Origin of the sequence: Flavobacterium cheonhonense (assembly GCF_035671315.1) — a bacterium.
GTDB classification, from domain to species: Bacteria; Bacteroidota; Bacteroidia; order Flavobacteriales; family Flavobacteriaceae; genus Flavobacterium; species Flavobacterium cheonhonense.
The window spans coordinates 915,385-933,571 of record NZ_JAXAVY010000001.1; the positions used below are offsets into that span (position 1 = coordinate 915,385).

The 18,187-nt window shown below is 39.6% G+C and carries 14 protein-coding genes; 13 read left to right on the forward strand and 1 reads right to left on the reverse strand.

From position 1 onward, the window contains the following. Window positions 1-3 precede the first annotated feature (3 nt). The 13 genes from sov to SK086_RS04080 all read left to right on the forward strand — a co-directional run bounded on the left by sov (window position 4) and on the right by SK086_RS04080 (window position 16,561). Window positions 4-7,278, forward strand: coding sequence for a T9SS outer membrane translocon Sov/SprA (gene sov / locus SK086_RS04020; RefSeq protein WP_456151910.1), 7,275 nt, complete (start codon window positions 4-6; stop codon window positions 7,276-7,278). Window positions 7,279-7,365: 87 nt separating this feature from the next. After that, complete coding sequence (gene gcvH / locus SK086_RS04025) at window positions 7,366-7,746, forward strand: glycine cleavage system protein GcvH (protein ID WP_324689955.1); 381 nt, start codon at window positions 7,366-7,368, stop codon at window positions 7,744-7,746. After that, complete coding sequence (locus tag SK086_RS04030) at window positions 7,718-8,110, forward strand: VanZ family protein (protein WP_324689957.1); 393 nt, start codon at window positions 7,718-7,720, stop codon at window positions 8,108-8,110. Before gcvH ends, SK086_RS04030 begins: the two co-directional genes overlap by 29 nt. 168 nt (window positions 8,111-8,278) lie before the next feature. Further along, the gene (gene deoC, locus SK086_RS04035; RefSeq protein WP_324689959.1) at window positions 8,279-9,022 is read left to right on the forward strand and encodes a deoxyribose-phosphate aldolase; all 744 of its coding nucleotides are present in this window, start codon (window positions 8,279-8,281) and stop codon (window positions 9,020-9,022) included. Window positions 9,023-9,039: 17 nt separating this feature from the next. After that, window positions 9,040-11,154: a gliding motility protein RemB gene (locus SK086_RS04040; RefSeq protein ID WP_324689961.1), complete on the forward strand. Its 2,115-nt coding sequence runs from the start codon at window positions 9,040-9,042 to the stop codon at window positions 11,152-11,154. Window positions 11,155-11,380: 226 nt separating this feature from the next. Further along, window positions 11,381-12,283 (forward strand): heme o synthase, encoded by a 903-nt coding sequence (gene cyoE, locus SK086_RS04045; RefSeq protein WP_324689963.1) that lies wholly within the window; start codon window positions 11,381-11,383, stop codon window positions 12,281-12,283. Between the two features lie 2 nt (window positions 12,284-12,285). Then, window positions 12,286-12,873: a cytochrome c oxidase subunit 3 gene (locus tag SK086_RS04050; RefSeq protein WP_290872603.1), complete on the forward strand. Its 588-nt coding sequence runs from the start codon at window positions 12,286-12,288 to the stop codon at window positions 12,871-12,873. Between the two features lie 43 nt (window positions 12,874-12,916). Then, the gene (locus tag SK086_RS04055; RefSeq protein WP_290872604.1) at window positions 12,917-13,945 is read left to right on the forward strand and encodes a cytochrome c oxidase subunit 3; all 1,029 of its coding nucleotides are present in this window, start codon (window positions 12,917-12,919) and stop codon (window positions 13,943-13,945) included. Between the two features lie 22 nt (window positions 13,946-13,967). Continuing rightward, window positions 13,968-14,324, forward strand: a complete 357-nt coding sequence (locus SK086_RS04060) for a cytochrome C oxidase subunit IV family protein (RefSeq protein WP_290872605.1) — start codon at window positions 13,968-13,970, stop codon at window positions 14,322-14,324. Window positions 14,325-14,401: 77 nt separating this feature from the next. Further along, window positions 14,402-15,058: a hypothetical protein gene (locus tag SK086_RS04065; RefSeq protein ID WP_324689967.1), complete on the forward strand. Its 657-nt coding sequence runs from the start codon at window positions 14,402-14,404 to the stop codon at window positions 15,056-15,058. Between the two features lies 1 nt (window position 15,059). Continuing rightward, the gene (locus tag SK086_RS04070; protein ID WP_324689969.1) at window positions 15,060-15,743 is read left to right on the forward strand and encodes an SCO family protein; all 684 of its coding nucleotides are present in this window, start codon (window positions 15,060-15,062) and stop codon (window positions 15,741-15,743) included. After that, window positions 15,736-16,329 carry a DUF420 domain-containing protein gene (locus tag SK086_RS04075; protein ID WP_324689971.1) on the forward strand — a complete coding sequence of 198 codons (594 nt, stop codon included), beginning with the start codon at window positions 15,736-15,738 and terminating at the stop codon, window positions 16,327-16,329. The genes SK086_RS04070 and SK086_RS04075 overlap by 8 nt, the downstream gene beginning before the upstream one ends. A gap of 34 nt (window positions 16,330-16,363) precedes the next feature. Then, on the forward strand, window positions 16,364-16,561 hold the full coding sequence (locus tag SK086_RS04080) for a hypothetical protein (protein WP_324689973.1): 198 nt from the start codon (window positions 16,364-16,366) through the stop codon (window positions 16,559-16,561). Window positions 16,562-16,665: 104 nt separating this feature from the next. Here SK086_RS04080 and SK086_RS04085 read toward each other — a convergent pair whose 3' ends face one another. Beyond that, complete coding sequence (locus SK086_RS04085) at window positions 16,666-18,033, reverse strand: DUF4403 family protein (protein WP_324689975.1); 1,368 nt, start codon at window positions 18,031-18,033, stop codon at window positions 16,666-16,668. Between the last annotated feature and the right edge of the window lie 154 nt (window positions 18,034-18,187).

The window sequence follows — 18,187 nt, forward strand, 5'->3', positions numbered from 1 at the left end:
TTCTTGAAAACAATATACGCATTTACAAACTTTTTTACTTTGAGGAATTTTCTTTTCGGAATCTTGTTGTTCACAGGATTTTCGGCTTTCTCACAGGTTAATCCCACGCCGCAAGACAGTACTGGTTACAATACCGGTAAGGTAAAGATTAAGAATCCTAAAAGTATAGTGGATGCTTATACTTACGACCCAGCGACCAACAGGTATATTTATACCAGTACCTTTGAAGGCTTCAATATCAATTATCCTATTATTTTAACGCCGAAAGAATACGAAGAACTAGTAATGCGTGAGGCCATGCGCGACTATTTCAAGAAAAAATCGGATGCCATCGACGGTAAAAAAGAAGGCAGTGAAGCCGCCAAAAAAGATTTATTGCCGCGTTACTACGTTAATTCGGGTTTCTTTGAAAGCATTTTTGGCTCGAATACTATTGATGTAAAGCCTACAGGTTCGGTTGAAATGGACTTAGGAGTGCGATACACCAGACAAGACAATCCGGCTTTTTCACCCAGAAACCGTGCGCAAACTACCTTCGATTTCGATCAACGCATCAGCATGAGTTTGATGGGAAAAGTAGGAACTCGCTTGAGTGTAACGGCTAATTATGATACCGAGTCCACTTTTGCTTTTCAAAACTTAATTAAGTTAGAATACACGCCAACGGAAGACGATATCATTCAGAAAATCGAAGTTGGTAACGTGAGCATGCCTTTGACCAATTCTCTTATCCGAGGTGCTCAAAGTTTGTTTGGGGTTAAAGCCCAATTGCAATTTGGTAAGACTACCGTAACCGGAGTGTTTTCGGAACAAAAATCCCAAACCAAATCGGTTACAGCGCAAGGTGGTGGAACCATACAAGATTTTGAAATTTTCGGTTTGGATTACGACGCCGACAGACACTTCTTTCTGTCACAATACTTCAGAAATAAATACGACAACGCGCTCAAGAATTACCCGTTTATCAATAGTCGTGTGCAAATTACCCGCATCGAAGTTTGGGTAACCAACCGACAAAATCGTGTAAGTCAAACCAATAATAACTTGAGAAATATTATTGCTTTGCAAGATTTAGGAGAAGCCCGATTGGCCGGTTTATCCGATAGTCAAATTGTAGCTTTGAACCCAACAGATGTGAGTAATAACTTCTTTAGCGTGCCGCCGGATCCTTCGGTTGATACGCCTTCTGATAACGGCAACAACAAGTACGATCCGGATTTAATTAATACGGGTGGAGGTTTGTTAAATAACAACATCAGAGACATAGTAACGTCGAGTGCCGGTTTTAATAATATAGTGCCGGTAGACGAAGGCACCGATTATTCTAAGTTGGAGAATGCCCGAAAATTGGCGACAAACGAGTATACTTTTCACCCGCAATTGGGTTACATCTCCTTGCAACAACGTTTGGCCAATGACGAGGTTTTGGCAGTAGCTTATCAGTATACCATAGGTGATCAAGTGTACCAAGTTGGTGAATTTGGAACCGACGGTGTTGATGCTACGGTGTATGATGGCACGGATGCTGCTAACCCAACTGTTTCCTCTCAAAGTTTGATTTTGAAAATGCTGAAAAGCAACTTGACCAATGTGCAAAAACCGATTTGGAATTTGATGATGAAAAACATCTACCAAATTCCGGGAGCTTTCCAGTTGCAGCAAGAGGATTTTCGTTTGAATATTTTATACACCGATCCATCGCCAATCAACTACATCAGTCCGGTGAACGGTGTGCCATTCCCTCCAACAACCGACCCAGATATGGTGGTTGCGGAAACACCTTTGATTAAAGTCTTTAATGTAGACCGATTGAATTTTAACAACGATCCGCAAGCCGGAGGTGACGGTTTCTTCGATTTTATGCCGGGCCTGACCGTTGACCAACAAAATGGTCGCATCATATTCACAACCGTTGAACCTTTCGGGAAATTGATGTTCGACAAATTAAAATTAGGCGCTGAAGATTATAACGATGTCAATACCTACAACGGCAACCAACAAAAATATGTTTTCCGCAGTATGTATTCCAGCACGCAAGCCGGCGCTTTACAAGACGCGGATAAAAATAAATTCCAATTAAAAGGACGATTCAAATCGGCCGGTGGCGACGGAATTCCGATTGGTGCTTACAACGTACCAAGAGGTTCAGTTGTAGTAACCGCCGGAGGAAGAGTGTTGCAAGAAGGGCTTGATTATAGTGTAAATTACCAAGCCGGTAGAGTACAAATTCTGGATCCGTCGCTACAAGCTTCTAATACGCCAATTCAAGTTTCTGTCGAGAATAATGCCACCTTCGGCCAACAAACCCGAAGATTTATGGGATTCAATGTGGAGCACAAGTTCTCCGATAAGTTTGTGGTTGGCGGAACGTTGATTAAAATGACGGAAAGACCGTTTACCCAAAAATCCAATTACGGACAGGAATCAGTAAACAATACTATTTTCGGATTCAACGCCAACTATTCAACAGAAGTACCTTTCTTAACCCGATTGGCCAATAAATTGCCAAACATTGATACTGATGTTCCTTCTAACGTATCTCTTAGAGGTGAAATAGCCTTCTTAAAACCGGATACGCCAAATGCTGATCAGTTCCAAGGAGAGGCGACTGTATATGTAGATGATTTTGAAGGTTCTCAGACTACTATTGATATGCGTGCGCCATTGTCATGGAGTTTATCCAGTGTGCCTAAATGGCAAGCCGGTGCAGATTACAACGATTTTGGTTCTGCTTTAGTAGGCTTGGATTACGGATACAAAAGAGCCAAGTTAAATTGGTATACCATTGATCCGACCATTTACGTGCAAACGCCGGGTGATATAGGGCAAGACGGTATTTCCTTAAACAGTACCAGACGTGTTTTCAACCGTGAATTATTCCCGGATTTGGAATTACAAGTAGGACAACAAACGGTAATCAATACTTTAGATTTAACCTATTATCCTAGAGAACGCGGTCCTTACAACTATAATCCTGAAGCGTTGAATCCGTCCGGATTTAGTGCGCCACAAGAAAACTTTGGAGGTATTACAAGAGCTATTAATTCTACCAATTTTGAGCAAAGTAATGTTGAGTATATCCAGTTTTGGGTCATGGATCCATATTACGATCCAACCAATCCAACGGCTGTACCTAACCCTACCAATGTGGGTCGCTTGTATTTCAACTTAGGAGAAATTTCAGAAGACGTGCTAAAAGACGAACGCAAACAATACGAAAACGGATTGCCGGCTAGTAACAGTACGTCATTGGTAAGTCCAACCGTTTGGGGTAGAGTACCTTCTTCTCAATCGTTAATCTATGCCTTCGATGTTGATGGCGCTAACCGTGCCTCACAAGACGTTGGTTTGGATGGTATTGATGACGATGCCGAGAGAAGTTTGCCAAACATTGGGGCATTCGCCACTTTAGATGACCCTGCGGCAGATAACTACCAATATTTCTTAAGTGCGCCAGGTTCTTCAGTGTTTGAACGCTACAAAAATTACAACGGCTTACAAGGCAACTCACCGGTTACCGTAACCGATACCAATAGGGGATCAACTACTTTGCCCGATGTAGAAGACATCAACCGCGACAATACCATGAACACGGTGAATGCTTACTACGAATACAAAATTGATATCCAACCTAATATGCAGGTTGGACAAAACTTTATCACAGATGTTAGAGAAACATTGATACCGGATTTACCTAACAGTTCCTCAACCAGAGCGCGTTGGTATCAGTTCAAAATTCCGGTAACACAGCCAACTACAACTGTTGGAAGTATTTCAGATTTCCGTTCGATTCGTTTTATGAGAATGTTCATGACCGGATTCTCAGAACCAATCACGCTTCGTTTCGGAGCTTTAGATTTGGTACGCGGTGAATGGCGACGTTACGACCAATCTTTCCAGTCAACCGACAGTGATCCTGATGACGATAACACCAATTTTGATGTATTGGCGGTTAACCTTCAGGAAAATGCTTCTCGTTTGCCTATTCCTTATGTTTTGCCTCCGGGCGTTATCCGTGAAGAAGTTGGCAACGGTAATCAGGTGATCAGTCAAAATGAGCAATCCTTGTCCTTAAGAGCTTCCGGAAACGGTTTAGAAGTAGGTGATTCCAGAGCGGTATTCAAAAATGTGAATGTTGACATGCGTCAATTCAACAAATTGAAAATGTTCTTACACGCCGAAGCTTTGCCGGCTCCAACCGATCCGACACCGCTTTTAGACAATCAAATGACTGCCTTTATTCGTTTTGGAAACGACTTTACCAATAACTTTTACCAAGTAGAAATTCCGTTAAAAGTCACCGCAGAAGGCGCAACTTTACCGGAGCAAATTTGGCCGGAAGAAAACGAGTTGAGTGTGGCCATGTCCTTACTAACCAAAATGAAAGTGCTGGCCATGAGTATTGATCCGTCAACTTTACCGTTGGAGGGAATTTACTATCCGGATGATGACATTTCATTACCGGATGGTGATGGCGATGTCAAATTGCGCTTGGGAATAAAAGGAAATCCAAACTTCGGTTTGGTAAGAACTTTAATGGTAGGGATTAAAAATAATCACACCGACAGGATTCGTGGGGAAGTTTGGTTCAACGAGTTGCGTATAGCCGACATGAACAATAAAGGAGGTATGGCAGCTGTAGTGAATATGGATGCTAATATGGCCGATTTTGCCACAGTATCTGCTACCGGAAGAATGAGCACCATTGGTTTCGGAGCTTTGGAAGAAGGTCCGAATGAAAGAAGCCGCGAGGATGTACAACAATACAACTTGGTGACCAATTTCAGTTTAGGAAAACTATTGCCGAAAAAATGGGGCATTAATTTGCCTTTCAACTATGCTGTTGGAGAAGAAACCATTACGCCGGAATACGATCCGTACAATCAGGATATTCGTTTGCAACAATTGTTGTCTAACACTTCGGATGCTGCCGAAAGAGAGAATATCGAAAGCCGAGCTATTGATTACACCAAACGCACCAGCATCAACTTTATCGGTGTGAAAAAAGAACGCGCTCCGGAGCAAAAACAACGCATCTATGATCCGGAAAACTTAACGCTTTCTTACTCTTATAATGAAGTGTTGAAACACAATTACGAAATTGAAAACTTCATCGACCAACAAGTGACCACTTCGGTAGATTATACGTATGCGTTCAAACCTAAATCGGTTGAGCCGTTCAAAAAAAGTAAATTCTTCAAAAAAAGCGATTATTGGAAGTTGTTGAGTGATTTCAACTTTAATTTCTTACCGGCCAGCATTTCGTTTAGTAGCAATATTATTCGCCAGTACAACAGACAACAGTTCCGTCAAGTAGATGTTGATGGTATTCCGTTGGATCCTTTGTACCGCAGAAATTACATGTTCAACTACCAATACGGTTTCAACTACAACATTACCAAGTCGCTTAAAGTGAATTATACAGCAGCGTCCAACAATATCGTTCGTTCTTATTTGAATGAAGACAATATTCCGGACAATAGCTACACCATTTGGACTGACTTCTGGAACATAGGTACGCCTAACCAACACAACCAACAGTTGGTGGTGAATTACGAATTGCCGGTGAACAAAATTCCGTTCTTGTCATTTGTCAAATCGACCTATTCGTATACCGGAGATTACAGTTGGCAACGCGCCTCTTTGGCCTTAGCCGAAGTGGACGGTTATAACCTCGGAAACACTATTCAAAATGCCGGTTCACATCGATTGAATACTGCGTTTAACATGGAGTCTTTTTACAAGTATATCGGCTTAGGGAAAAAACCGGCTGCTGCGGCACCAAAACCGGCTGCTTTACCAAAACCGGGTGAAAAAATCACCAATACCAAAGCCCAACCGGCCGGTAATACCAATGTGTTTTTGGACGGATTGAAAGGAGTATTGACCAGTGTGAAAAATGTTCAAATCAACTATACCCGAAACGAAGGAACTTTGTTACCGGGATTCTTGCCGAGTTTAGGATTCTTTGGTTCGTCTAAGCCATCCTTAGGATTTGTATTTGGTATGCAAGACGACGTTCGTTTTGAAGCTGCCAAAAGAGGTTGGTTGACTACTTATCCTGATTTTAACCAAAGTTATACCCAAGCCATTACCAAAACCTTGGAGATGACGGCTAACGTGGATTTGTTCCCTGATTTTAAAATCGACTTAACGGCTAACCGAACTTATGCGGAAAATTACTCCGAACAATACGACGTGGATGAAACTACAGGTTTGTATAACGCCCGTTCGCCTTATAGTTTTGGTAATTTCTCAATTTCTACTGTTATGTTGGCTACTTCGTTCAGCAAAAGTGATGAGACCGGTTCGGCTGCTTTTGACGATTTCCGAAATAACCGTTCGATTATTGCCGACCGATTGGCTACACAGTTTTATGGTACGACGGACTTCCCAAGATACGGCGACTCCAATAACCCGATTCCAACCGATGTGAACGACCCGAGATATAATTTCTATACTTCCAACCAAGGTTTCCCTATAGGTTTTGGTAGAAATAACCAAGCGGTTTTGATTCCGGCTTTCTTGGCAGCTTACACCGGTGCTTCGGCTGATGGTGTTTCGTTGAGTACTTTCCGCAGTTTCCCTATTCCTAACTGGAATATGAAATATAGTGGTTTGATGCGATACAAATTCTTCAAAGACCGATTCAAACGTTTCTCTATTCAACACGCTTATCGCGCTTCATATACCATTAACTCGTTCCGTTCTAACTTTGATTACGATCAAAACCCGGGCGGACAAGACAATGGTGGTTTTGGTAACTTCTACAATAAAACGATTGTTGCTAATATTAATTTGGTAGAGCAATTCAATCCTTTGGTGAGAATCGATTTCGAGATGAAAAACTCCTTTAAGATTTTGGCCGAAATGAAAAAAGACCGAAGCTTATCGATGAGTTTCGACAATAACTTGTTGACTGAAGTACAAGGAAAAGAATATATCATTGGTTTGGGATACCGATTCAAAGATGTCATCATTTCGTCGCAATTGGCCGATAATCCAACCGGTATCATTAAAAGTGATATCAACGTGAAAATCGATTTCTCCTACCGAAACAACAAAACCATAGTACGATATTTAGATTACGATAATAACCAATTGGGTGGTGGTCAAAACATTTGGTCGGCTAAAGTCACCGCCGATTATTCATTCAGCAAAAACCTGACGGCTATTTTCTTCTATGATCATTCGTTCTCTAAACCGGTAATTTCCACATCGTTCCCGATGACGAATATCAGAACCGGATTTACGATGCGTTATAATTTCGGAAATTAAGAAACTTTTAAACCAAAGATTTTAATTATCTGCTGAGAAATCATACTTTTGAAGAAATTTTAAAACAACAACTAAACAAGCTTTATAATGAATATTCCAAGCAATTTAAAGTATACTAAAGACCACGAATGGGTTTTAATTGAAGGCGATATAGCTACTGTAGGGATTACCGATTTCGCACAAAAAGAATTAGGCGATATCGTTTATGTAGAAGTAGAAACATTGGACCAAAACTTAGCCAAAGACGAAGTGTTCGGAACTGTAGAAGCAGTGAAAACAGTTTCCGATTTGTTCTTGCCTTTGTCCGGTGAAATTTTCGAATTCAACGACGATTTAGAGGTGAATCCGGAAAATGTAAACAGCGATCCTTATGGAAAAGGTTGGATGATTAAAGTGAAAATTGCTAACCCTGCTGAAGTTGACGATTTATTAGACAGCGATGGCTACAAACAGCTCATCGGTGCTTAAAAATATAACACTAAGTCTGGCCATCGGCTGGACTTTTTTAATTTTAGTCCTTTGCTTGGTTAAGTTCAATAAATTACCTTCTGTCCAAGTTTCGGGAGTCGATAAGTACGTCCATTTTACGTTTCACTTTACGTTTACCTTGCTTTGGGGTTTTTACAATCGCTTGCGCTTAGGGCAATGGGTTTTGAAAAGTAGTCTTATTATCGTTTGCCTTTCCATAGGTTACGGTATACTAATCGAAATTTTACAAGAAACTTTTACCCAAACCCGTAAGGCTGATATAATGGATGTGGCGGCAAATGCTGCCGGAGCCATCGTGGCTTTCCTTGTGCTGGTACTTTGGAAGGCGAAAAGTAAAGTCTGAACACTATTGTTTTTCCATCCTAGATAACCGTTTTCTTTTGAAGAAGAAAACGGTTTTTTTGTTACTTTTATGCCATGAAATCGCCACTAAAATGAAGTTTGTTATAAACAAGCACCAATTAATAAAAGCGATACCATATTGGACCTCTGAAAAATATATTTTATATAGATGAATATAAAACAATACCTCGATTCCACTTATCTTAAAACCGCAGCCCAAGCCGGCTTAACGGAAAAGGAAAACGCCACCGTTGTTGAAGGCTTTATTCAGGAAGCGATTTCCGAAGGCTTTAAGTTGATTATGATTCGTCCGGACTATGTGAAAACTGCACGAAAAATGATTGATGCCGCAGGATCAAAATTGCTCATAGGTACTGTAATTTCTTTTCCGGAAGGCACCAGTTCTTTGGAAGCAAAATTGGCGGAAGCTCAAAAAGCGATTGAAGACGGCGTGGACGAATTGGACTATGTGTGCAACTACGAAGCGTTTAAAAAAGGCGAAGTCGACTTGGTGAAAGAAGAAATTTTGCGAGGTACTCAATTGGCATTCAATCATCACAAAGTAGCCAAATGGATTATAGAAGTAGCGGCCTTAACCGATGATCAAATCATTCAAATTTCGGCTTTGATAAAAAATGTTGTTATGGCACATTTTAAAGAAGATTGCTATCATAATGTTTTTGTCAAATCTTCTACCGGTTTTTATGTGACCGAAAATAATCTGCCTAATGGCGCTACAAAACATACTGTGATAATGATGTTGGAAAATGCGTCACCTTTACCGGTAAAAGCAGCAGGCGGAGTTCGTACTTATGATGAAGCCGAGGAAATGATTCGTTTGGGTGTAAAACGCATCGGAACATCTGCTGCCAAAACTATTGCCAATGGCGAGACAGCCAAAGGCGGTTACTAATTTTTTATTGCTCATTTATGAAAAAGATATTCTCTTTAATAGCGTTGTTTTCGTTAGCGGCAACGGCTCAGGTTTCTAACAATAGTATGGAGCGTTTTCCGGTATTTCCGGCTTGTGAAGGACAAGAATTAAAAGCGTTGGAGAACTGTTTTTACAATCAGGTTCAGGATTTTGTGTACAACAATTTCAAAGTGCCTGCAGCCTTACAAGAGAAAAATTACAAAGGCAGCTTGATTGTTTTGTTTGAAGTAAACGACCAAGGTAATTTTAAAGTCATTTATGTTGATGCGGTAGAAGAATCGTTAGCCTCTGAAGGCAGAAGGGTTTTTGGCCAGATGCCGAAAATTAGTCCGCCTACGCACAATGGCGAGCCAACTTATGCTAAATACACAATCAAAATAGCCGTTCCATTGCAGAGTGCCGCTGAAATTCAGGCACAAAAAGAAGCCGAATTGGCGGCAGAAAAAGCGGCTCAAGAATACCGACCGAATACAGCTTATTTGAAGGAATTGGACAATATGAAGTACAATACTTTTTCCAATCCGCAATTTAAAAGCCATTTAAATATTCCGTTTTCCCATAGCTATTATTCGCAATTTGATGACGAAATGAATCAGGTTGGCGCTAACAACCATACCGGTTCTAAACCTTATGCATATGCTGAAGTGTCGAAATATTACGATTTGGCTGCCGAGAACCAAAAATTGTTGAAAAACAAGCAAGGTTGGTGGGGTAAAAAACTTTGGAACGAAAGCTTGGTGCAAATTCAAGGAGAAGACTATTGGTTTACGTTGAATCCGATTTTGGATTTACAGTTTGGAAAAAGCGATCCCAGCGTTAGCAGTTATACTTATGTCAATACCCGAGGAATACAGTTTAATGGCGGTTTGGGAAGCCAACTCAATTTTACTACGACCATTTACGAAAGCCAAGGACGTTTTGCCGATTACTTTAATCGATATGCCGAATCTATAGCGCCCGATGGTGGAAATCCTGCTATTATTCCTGGGATTGGTATAGCCAAACGATTCAAAACCGATGCTTATGACTTTCCTCTGGCGGAAGCAAATTTGGCCTATACGCCGAGTAAATTTATCAATATGAATCTGGGTTACGGTCGTAATTTTATAGGCGATGGTTATCGTTCGTTGTTGTGGAGCGATGGCGCCAGTCCGTATCCGTATTTTAAATTGAATACCACTTTTTGGAAAATCAAATACACCAATTTGTACACTTGGCTCAAAGACGTACGCCCGGAAGCAACCCTCGACAGGACTTATGCGACTAAGTTTGCCGCCAGTCATTATTTGAGTTTGAATGTGACCAATAAATGGAATATTGGTTTGTTTGAATCGGTGGTTTGGGCCAATAACAACAATCGCGGTTTTGACATGAGTTTTGTGAATCCGCTTATTTTTTACCGTTCGGTTGAGTTTGCCTCTTCCTCCAGAAGCGGAAATGCCATGTTGGGATTAACGTCGAAATACAAATGGAACAATCAAATTCAGTTTTACGGGCAGTTTTTGTTGGATGAGTTTTCGTTGGATGACATGCGTTCCGGGACTAAAAGTTGGAAGAACAAATACGGCTACCAGTTAGGCGCAAAGTATTTCCATGCCTTTAATATTAAAAATTTACTCTTGCAGGCCGAATATAATGTAGTGCGTCCTTATGTGTATGCACACAGTGAAGCGATTACCAATTACGGACACAACAACCAGAGTTTGGGACACCAGTGGGGTGGTAATTTCAGAGAGTTTATTGCCATTGCTCGTTACCATAACGGTCGTTATTTTGCCGATGCTAAAATTACGGTTGGAACACGCGGTTTGGATATTAATAATAACACCAACAGTTTTAATTACGGAAGCGATATTTACCGTGATTATGATGAGCAAAGACCATTTGATACCGGTGTAACTATTGGACAAGGCAATAAAACCAATGTATTTATAGCCGATTTACAAGCCGGTTATTTGATTAATCCGGCCACGAATATGAAGTTATATGGTAGTTTGATTTACCGAAACTTTAGTCCGGCCACGGAAACCTTTTTAGCCGTTAAAGAAAGTACTACTTGGTTTTCAATTGGGTTAAGATGTGATATTTTCAACTGGTATTTTGACTATTAACAGTTAGTTTAGCGGGGCTTTTTTTGATAGATTCCCAACACGCCATTCGCTTACTTTTTTAGCCCCGATTGGAGTCGGCTACCTCGTAGCGCGGAAAGCGGGAATAAGGTTGGCAAATACACACTTGACATTCGCTTCAACAACTGCTAAATCTGAAATTTATCTTTAATATTTTTTTGTCAAATCGTTTTCTATAAAGTACCTTTGCACGAGCTTAAAATTAAGGATGAACGCAACGGCTACCACATTTTCTTTCAAACAACTTGCTGTCGATTTTAAAGAAATCACTAAAGCAGGTTTAGCGGTTAGCGTGGTGTTTTCTTCCATCGCCGGGTACTTGCTTGGTGTAGCAGATTTTGAAAGCTTGCAATGGACGACTTTGTTGATGTTGGCGGTTGGCGGTTATTGTATGGTAGGCGCTTCCAATGCTTTTAATCAAGTCATCGAAAAAGATTTGGATGCTTTGATGGATCGTACCAAAAACCGTCCGGTGGCATCAGGCAGAATGGCGCCAAATCGCGCATTGTTTGCAGCCAGTTTGCTAACAATAGTCGGTTTGGTTTTGTTGTATCTGATTAACCCGAAGTCGGCCATGTTTGGTGCGATTTCCATTTTTTTATACACCAGTGTTTACACGCCATTAAAAACAGTCACGCCATTGTCGGTTTTTGTGGGCGCCTTTCCCGGAGCGATTCCATTTATGTTGGGTTGGGTAGCCGCTACTGATCATTTTGGGATTGAGGCGGGAACGCTTTTTTTAATCCAGTTTTTTTGGCAGTTTCCGCATTTTTGGGCTATAGGATGGTTTTTGTATGAGGATTATGAAAAGGCCGGATTTTTTATGTTGCCTACCGGAAAGAAAGATTCGTCAACGGCTTTGCAAACCATATTGTATTCCGTTTGGTTGCTGGTAGCTTCATTATTGCCTTGTTTGGGTTATACCGGAAAATTGTTTATTTCCCCGATCGCGGCCGGGATAGTATTTTTGTTAGGGCTTTGGATTATTTTTTACGCTATCAAATTATACCAATTGAGAACAGCTAAAGCCGCCAGAACGCTAATGTTGGTTAGTGTTTCTTATATTACGTTGTTACAAATAGTTTATATAACAGATAAATTTTTAAGATAGTTATGGCAACAATGATGTCGATAGACGAACACCAAGCCAGAAAGGCACGTTCCCAAAAGTTACTGTTGTGGTTTGCTATGGCCAGTATGACCATGATGTTTGCCGGAATTACCAGCGCTTTTGTGGTGAGTAAGTCGAGAGAAGATTGGATGAAAGATTTTCAATTTCCTTCTGCTTTTTATTTTAGCACTTTGGCTATAGTGCTTTGTAGTGTCTCTTTTCACCTGGCGCAAAAGGCTATTCAAAAAGACAACAGAAGTTTGGTTTCAAGTTTGCTTTTAGCCACTTTAGGATTAGGAATAGCGTTTGTGGCTTTGCAGTTTGCTGGCTTTGGCCAACTGATTGAGCAAGGCTATTACTTTACCGGACCGGAGAGTAACATTGCCACCACTTTTCTTTACGTGATTGCCGTGGTACACATGGCGCACCTTGCCGGAGGAATTATTTCGCTTTTAATCATAATTTATAATCATTTTAAACAAAAATACAATTCAACTCAATTCCTTGGCATTGAGCTAGGTGCGATGTATTGGCACTTTCTCGATTTCTTGTGGATTTGTTTGTTTTTATTTTTATATTTCTTTAAATAAGAAAAAAAATCTAAATTTGGGAACTTTTTAACTAATAACTTTTATGGGAGCTACAGTTACTACTGCAAATACAAACGAAAATACTTGGGGTGGCGGAAACGAGCCAATGGGTGCCAGTTATGGTAAATTGATGATGTGGTTTTTCATCGTATCAGATGCCTTGACCTTCTCGGGTTTCCTTGCTGCTTACGGATTTTCAAGATTTAAATTTATTGACAACTGGCCAATTGCCGACGAAGTGTTTACCCACTTCCCGTTCATGCACGGTGTTGATGCGCCGATGTACTACGTGGCATTGATGACATTTATCTTGATTTTCTCCTCTGTAACCATGGTTTTGGCCGTTGATGCCGGACACCAAATGAAACAGAAAAAAGTAGCGTTTTATATGTTGCTGACAATTATCGGAGGTTTGATATTCGTAGGTTCACAAGCTTGGGAGTGGAAAAACTTTATCAAAGGAGAGTATGGTGCTATTGAAACCAAAGGAGGTAGCATTATTCAATTCGTTGACAAAAACGGTAAGAGAGTTAAATTAGAAGATTTTGCGGTAGTATTACCGGAAGAAAGAGAGCAACACAAAAAAAGTAATGGTGTTTGGTTTGTAGGTGAGTCATCTTTGCCAACTTATTCAGTTGCTGAAGTTCAAGCCGGATTTAAAGCACACCCTGACTTATTAGTAAGAACAGAAAAAATCTACAGAGATACACCGGAAGATAAAGCCAACAAGGATTTACAACAAGGTTTGAACAAAAACAAACACCGTGAGGTTTTAACCAGAGAAGCTTCTGAAGCGATGGTAGCTAATGCTCATTTGGTTGTAGAAGGAGCAAACTTAGAGCGCAATGAGTACGGAAGTAAATTGTTCGCTGATTTCTTCTTTTTTATTACAGGTTTCCACGGATTCCACGTATTCTCGGGAGTTATCATCAATATCATTATTTACCTAAACGTTCTTTTAGGAACCTACGAGAGAAGAAAGAACTACGAAATGGTTGAGAAAGTTGGACTTTATTGGCACTTCGTGGATTTGGTTTGGGTATTCGTATTTACTTTCTTCTACTTAGTTTAATCACAGAAAAACATAAAATAGTATGTCACACGCACACGAACACGTATCAAATACTTCCAGAATCTGGAAAGTTTTCATCTTACTATCTTTAGTAACTATTGTTGAGGTGGCTTTAGGGATCATAAGACCTGAAGTGTTGTTCTACAATAATTTCTTAAGCATGAATTTGCTTAACTGGGTATTCATCATCTTAACTTTATACAAAGCTTATTATATTGTATGGGCTTTCATGCACATGGAAGGAGAAAAAAGCAGTCTGCGTTGGGCTGTTGTAGCTACGGTTATCTTCCTAGTGTTATATCTGGTCTTTATCTTATTAGTAGAAGGAGATTATGTATATGGGGTTTTTAAAAATTCAACTATTAAATGGAATTTTTAACACTATATTAATTCAAAAAAAAGGGTACGCTTTGCGTACCTTTTTTTATTTTTGTAAAGCTAATATTTTAGTTCGCCATGAAAAAAAACTTGGTCCTTTTTGTACTGTTCATACTTCCAATAGTGGCTTATCTTTTTTTTGCCTCAGGAGTTAACAGTTTTATCACTTTGCCTACTATTACACCAACCATTCCCGATGTAAATTCACAGTGGACTTCTTTGAACGGGGAAAAGGTTACGCTCAATAATAAAATAACCATCTTGGGCTTTACCGGTCGAGATATCATGCCTAACAGCGGTAACTTTTTTACGTTGAACCAAAAGATTTATAACAAGTATCGTGAGTTTAAAGACTTTCAGATGGTATTTATTGCTCCCGACGGCACCCAACAACAAGCCCAAACCCTTTTGAAGGAACTAGGGAAGATTGCCAATGTTTCCGGTTATCATTTTGTTTTTGCCTCTCCTGAAGCCATTACAGCCTATCATAATGAATTAAAACTGTTGGGGAAACTGGATGAAAAAGTAGGTACGCCCAATGTTTATATAATTGATAAGAAAAGAAACCTGCGTGGCAGAAAAGGGAAAAGTGTTCAAGGAGAACCGGAATATAAAGAAGGGTACAATACAACATCTGCCTCAGATTTGCACAACGATATGATGGATGATGTGAAAATTATTTTGGCCGAATATCGTTTGGCTTTGAAACGCAATAATGCCAACAGAAAAATTTAATATGAAAAATAAATCTTATATAGGCCTTTCTTTCATAGTGTTAATCTTTGGAATTATTTTCATTCCGAAGATTGTGAACAGGATACAAAGCAACACGGTTGTTCAAGGTGATCGTATCGATGCGGTTTCCAATCATAAAAATGCCGAAACGGATTTGCTTATTCTAGGCAAAGCGCCTGACTTTGCATTAACGGATCAAAACGGAACTAAAGTCACCAATGAAACTTACCAAGGGAAAGTGTATGTGGTTGAGTTTTTCTTTTCTACTTGTCCATCCATTTGCCCTATCATGAACCGAAACATGGCAGAAATTCAAAACAAGTTTTTTGGGAATCCTAATTTTGGGATAGCCTCGATAACGATTAATCCGGAGTACGATACCGTGGAAGTTTTGAAAGAGCATGCGGCGCAAATAGGTGTCAAATCGTCTAACTGGCATTTGATGACAGGTGATAAAGAGTACATTTACAATATCTCGAACAAAGGATTTAACATCTATACCGGTGAAAACGGAAAAGCTGCCGGCGGATTCGAACATTCCGGCTTATTTGCTTTGATTGATAAAGAAGGCAATATTCGTTGCCGAAAAGACGCACACGGAAATCCTATCATGTATTACGACGGATTGGAAAAAGCCGGTGTAAAAGCTATTATTGAAGACATCAAAAAACTATTAAATGAGTAATACCAAACCAACCACGCTGGAGAGTAAATTTAAAGGGTCGATTATAGCCGTGTCTATTATCATTCCCATTGCAGTAGCCGTTTTGTTTTCGGTTAAGTTGAAAGATTTCGGTTTTGATGTAGAACCTTTGTCTTTTTTGCCGCCCATTTATGCAGGAATTAATGGATTAACAGCCGTCTTGTTAGTGGCTGCTGTAATGGCCATTAAAAAAGGAAATCGAAAACTACACGAACGATTAATGACTTTTGCCATTGCTTGCTCGGTGGTGTTTTTGGTGATGTATGTGGCTTATCATATGACGGCCGAATCTGTAAAGTTTGGCGACACCAATTTTAATGGTAATTTGGATGAAGCTGAAAAAGCAGCTGTAGGCAGCATACGCTATTTGTATTATTTTATTTTGTTAACGCACATTACCTTGTCGGTTATCATCATTCCGATGGTATTGTTTACTTATGTCAGAGCTTTAGCTGAGCAATTTGACAAACATAAAAAATTAGCCAAAATTACATTTCCGATTTGGCTGTATGTAGCTGTAACCGGAGTAGTGGTTTATTTGATGATATCACCGTATTATGCCCACTAAGTCACCTGTTTCAATCATATTTCAAAAACTCTTTTTGAGTATTTGTATATTGCTGCTGTCAGTAGCAGCTAATGCGCAATGTGCCATGTGCAGAGCCGCTTTAGAAAGTTCTGGGAATGCAGTTAAAGCCGAAGCCGTAAACGATGGTATCGTTTTCTTAATGGCTATTCCATACATCATTGTGGCCGGAATTGGTTTTGTGGTCTATAAGATGTACTACAAGAAGAAATAACAAGACATAAATTTAAAAAAGATAAAAGCGAAGTATCAATTCTCAAAAGGTTGATAGCTCGCTTTTTTATTTTGATTGTGTTTATTTAAAACTTGTGGTTTTCTTTATTCCATTCCGTCAATCTTAACGCTCATTTTTCCTGCTGTTGTAATAAAAGCGATTATGGCTTTGTCTGTGATTTCCACTTTTTCAAATTCAAAATCACCCATAGTGCCGTTTACAAAAACACCTTTCATGGGCGAATAGTTGCTCAAATACGGTAACATGCTTTTCTTGCCTTCTTCTAAATTATCTTTGATCGAATAGCGACAGTTTTCCTGTATCTTCTTCAAGATGACACCTTGTAACAACCAATTGGCAGTTCTGGTTAACAAGCCTTTGGTGTCGAGCACATAATCCATTTGGTCAAAATAGATTTCTTTGGTAATAGGATTGTAATTCGGAATCCCCGACAAATAAATGCTGCCGTTAATACTGCCCGACATGCCTAAGGCAATGATAATCTTGCCGTCTTTTTGCCATAAAGCTACATCTTCCACTACTATTTTTCGACTACCTGAAGCAAATTCTTTTCCTTTGAAATTGGAGGTAATAATACGCGATGCACTATCATAAGTAGAGATAGCCACCACATTAGCGGTTACAGTATTGGGTATTTTTGTCACTGCTTTGAATTGAATAGCAGTACGATCAAAAGTGTTTTTAGGTTGTAATCCAACCATGGTTTGCATATTGCATTTCAAACCCATGTCCATTTTAATCTGTGTTTTTTCCAAAACTGCATCGGTCACATATACTTCAATTGGGATTAATTTGAACCAAGTTTGGTATTGCTCGCTGGTCACAAAAGGCGTGCTCATTTTTTCGAGTACATCTAAAACATAAGGTTTGAAATCGCATGTTTTTTCAATGGCTTCATCAATTTTTTTAGCCATTTTCGATTTGAATATCGATAGTGTAGGATTGATGATATATGTAATCGGAACATTTTTGCCTGCTACCAATATGGTCGGACTTTCAGACCATTCAAAATCTTCAATTTTCGATGTAGTATTCAACTTCCAATTGGATAATCTCACGGAACTGCTCATAGTTATGGTGCCGTTTAAGTTGATTTCACGGGTGTCATTCAAACCCATAAATTCAGTGCCATACTTAAATTTCGCCCAAATTTTTAACGGCATTACGGTTTCAATTCTTCCGTTCTTCTCGGTAATTCGAATGGGCGCGGTTTTCCAGATTTTCATTTCGGTTTTATCGTCTTCCAAATTGGAATCGTCGTAAATTTGTCCGCTTAGGGTTTTATTCAATTGGTTTTCAATTTCTTTGAGTGTGATTTCCAAAGGCATGTTCACAAACGATGTCTTGGTTTTGTATACCATAGGCGCATCATTGGAAGGTAGTGGTTTTAAAGCTTCAATTTTTTGAGAAGTAGAACAGCCAACCAACAATAAGGTAAGGCTAAGAAACAAAGCAGTTGATTTTGCAGAGCACATAAACGCGAAATATTTTTCCTCAAAAATAATAGGAAATATTGTAAAACAGCTGTAACAATAATAAAAAAACAGAGTCTAAAACATTGTGTCTTATCGTAACAACTGTAAGGCAAAAGCAATATCTTTGTTT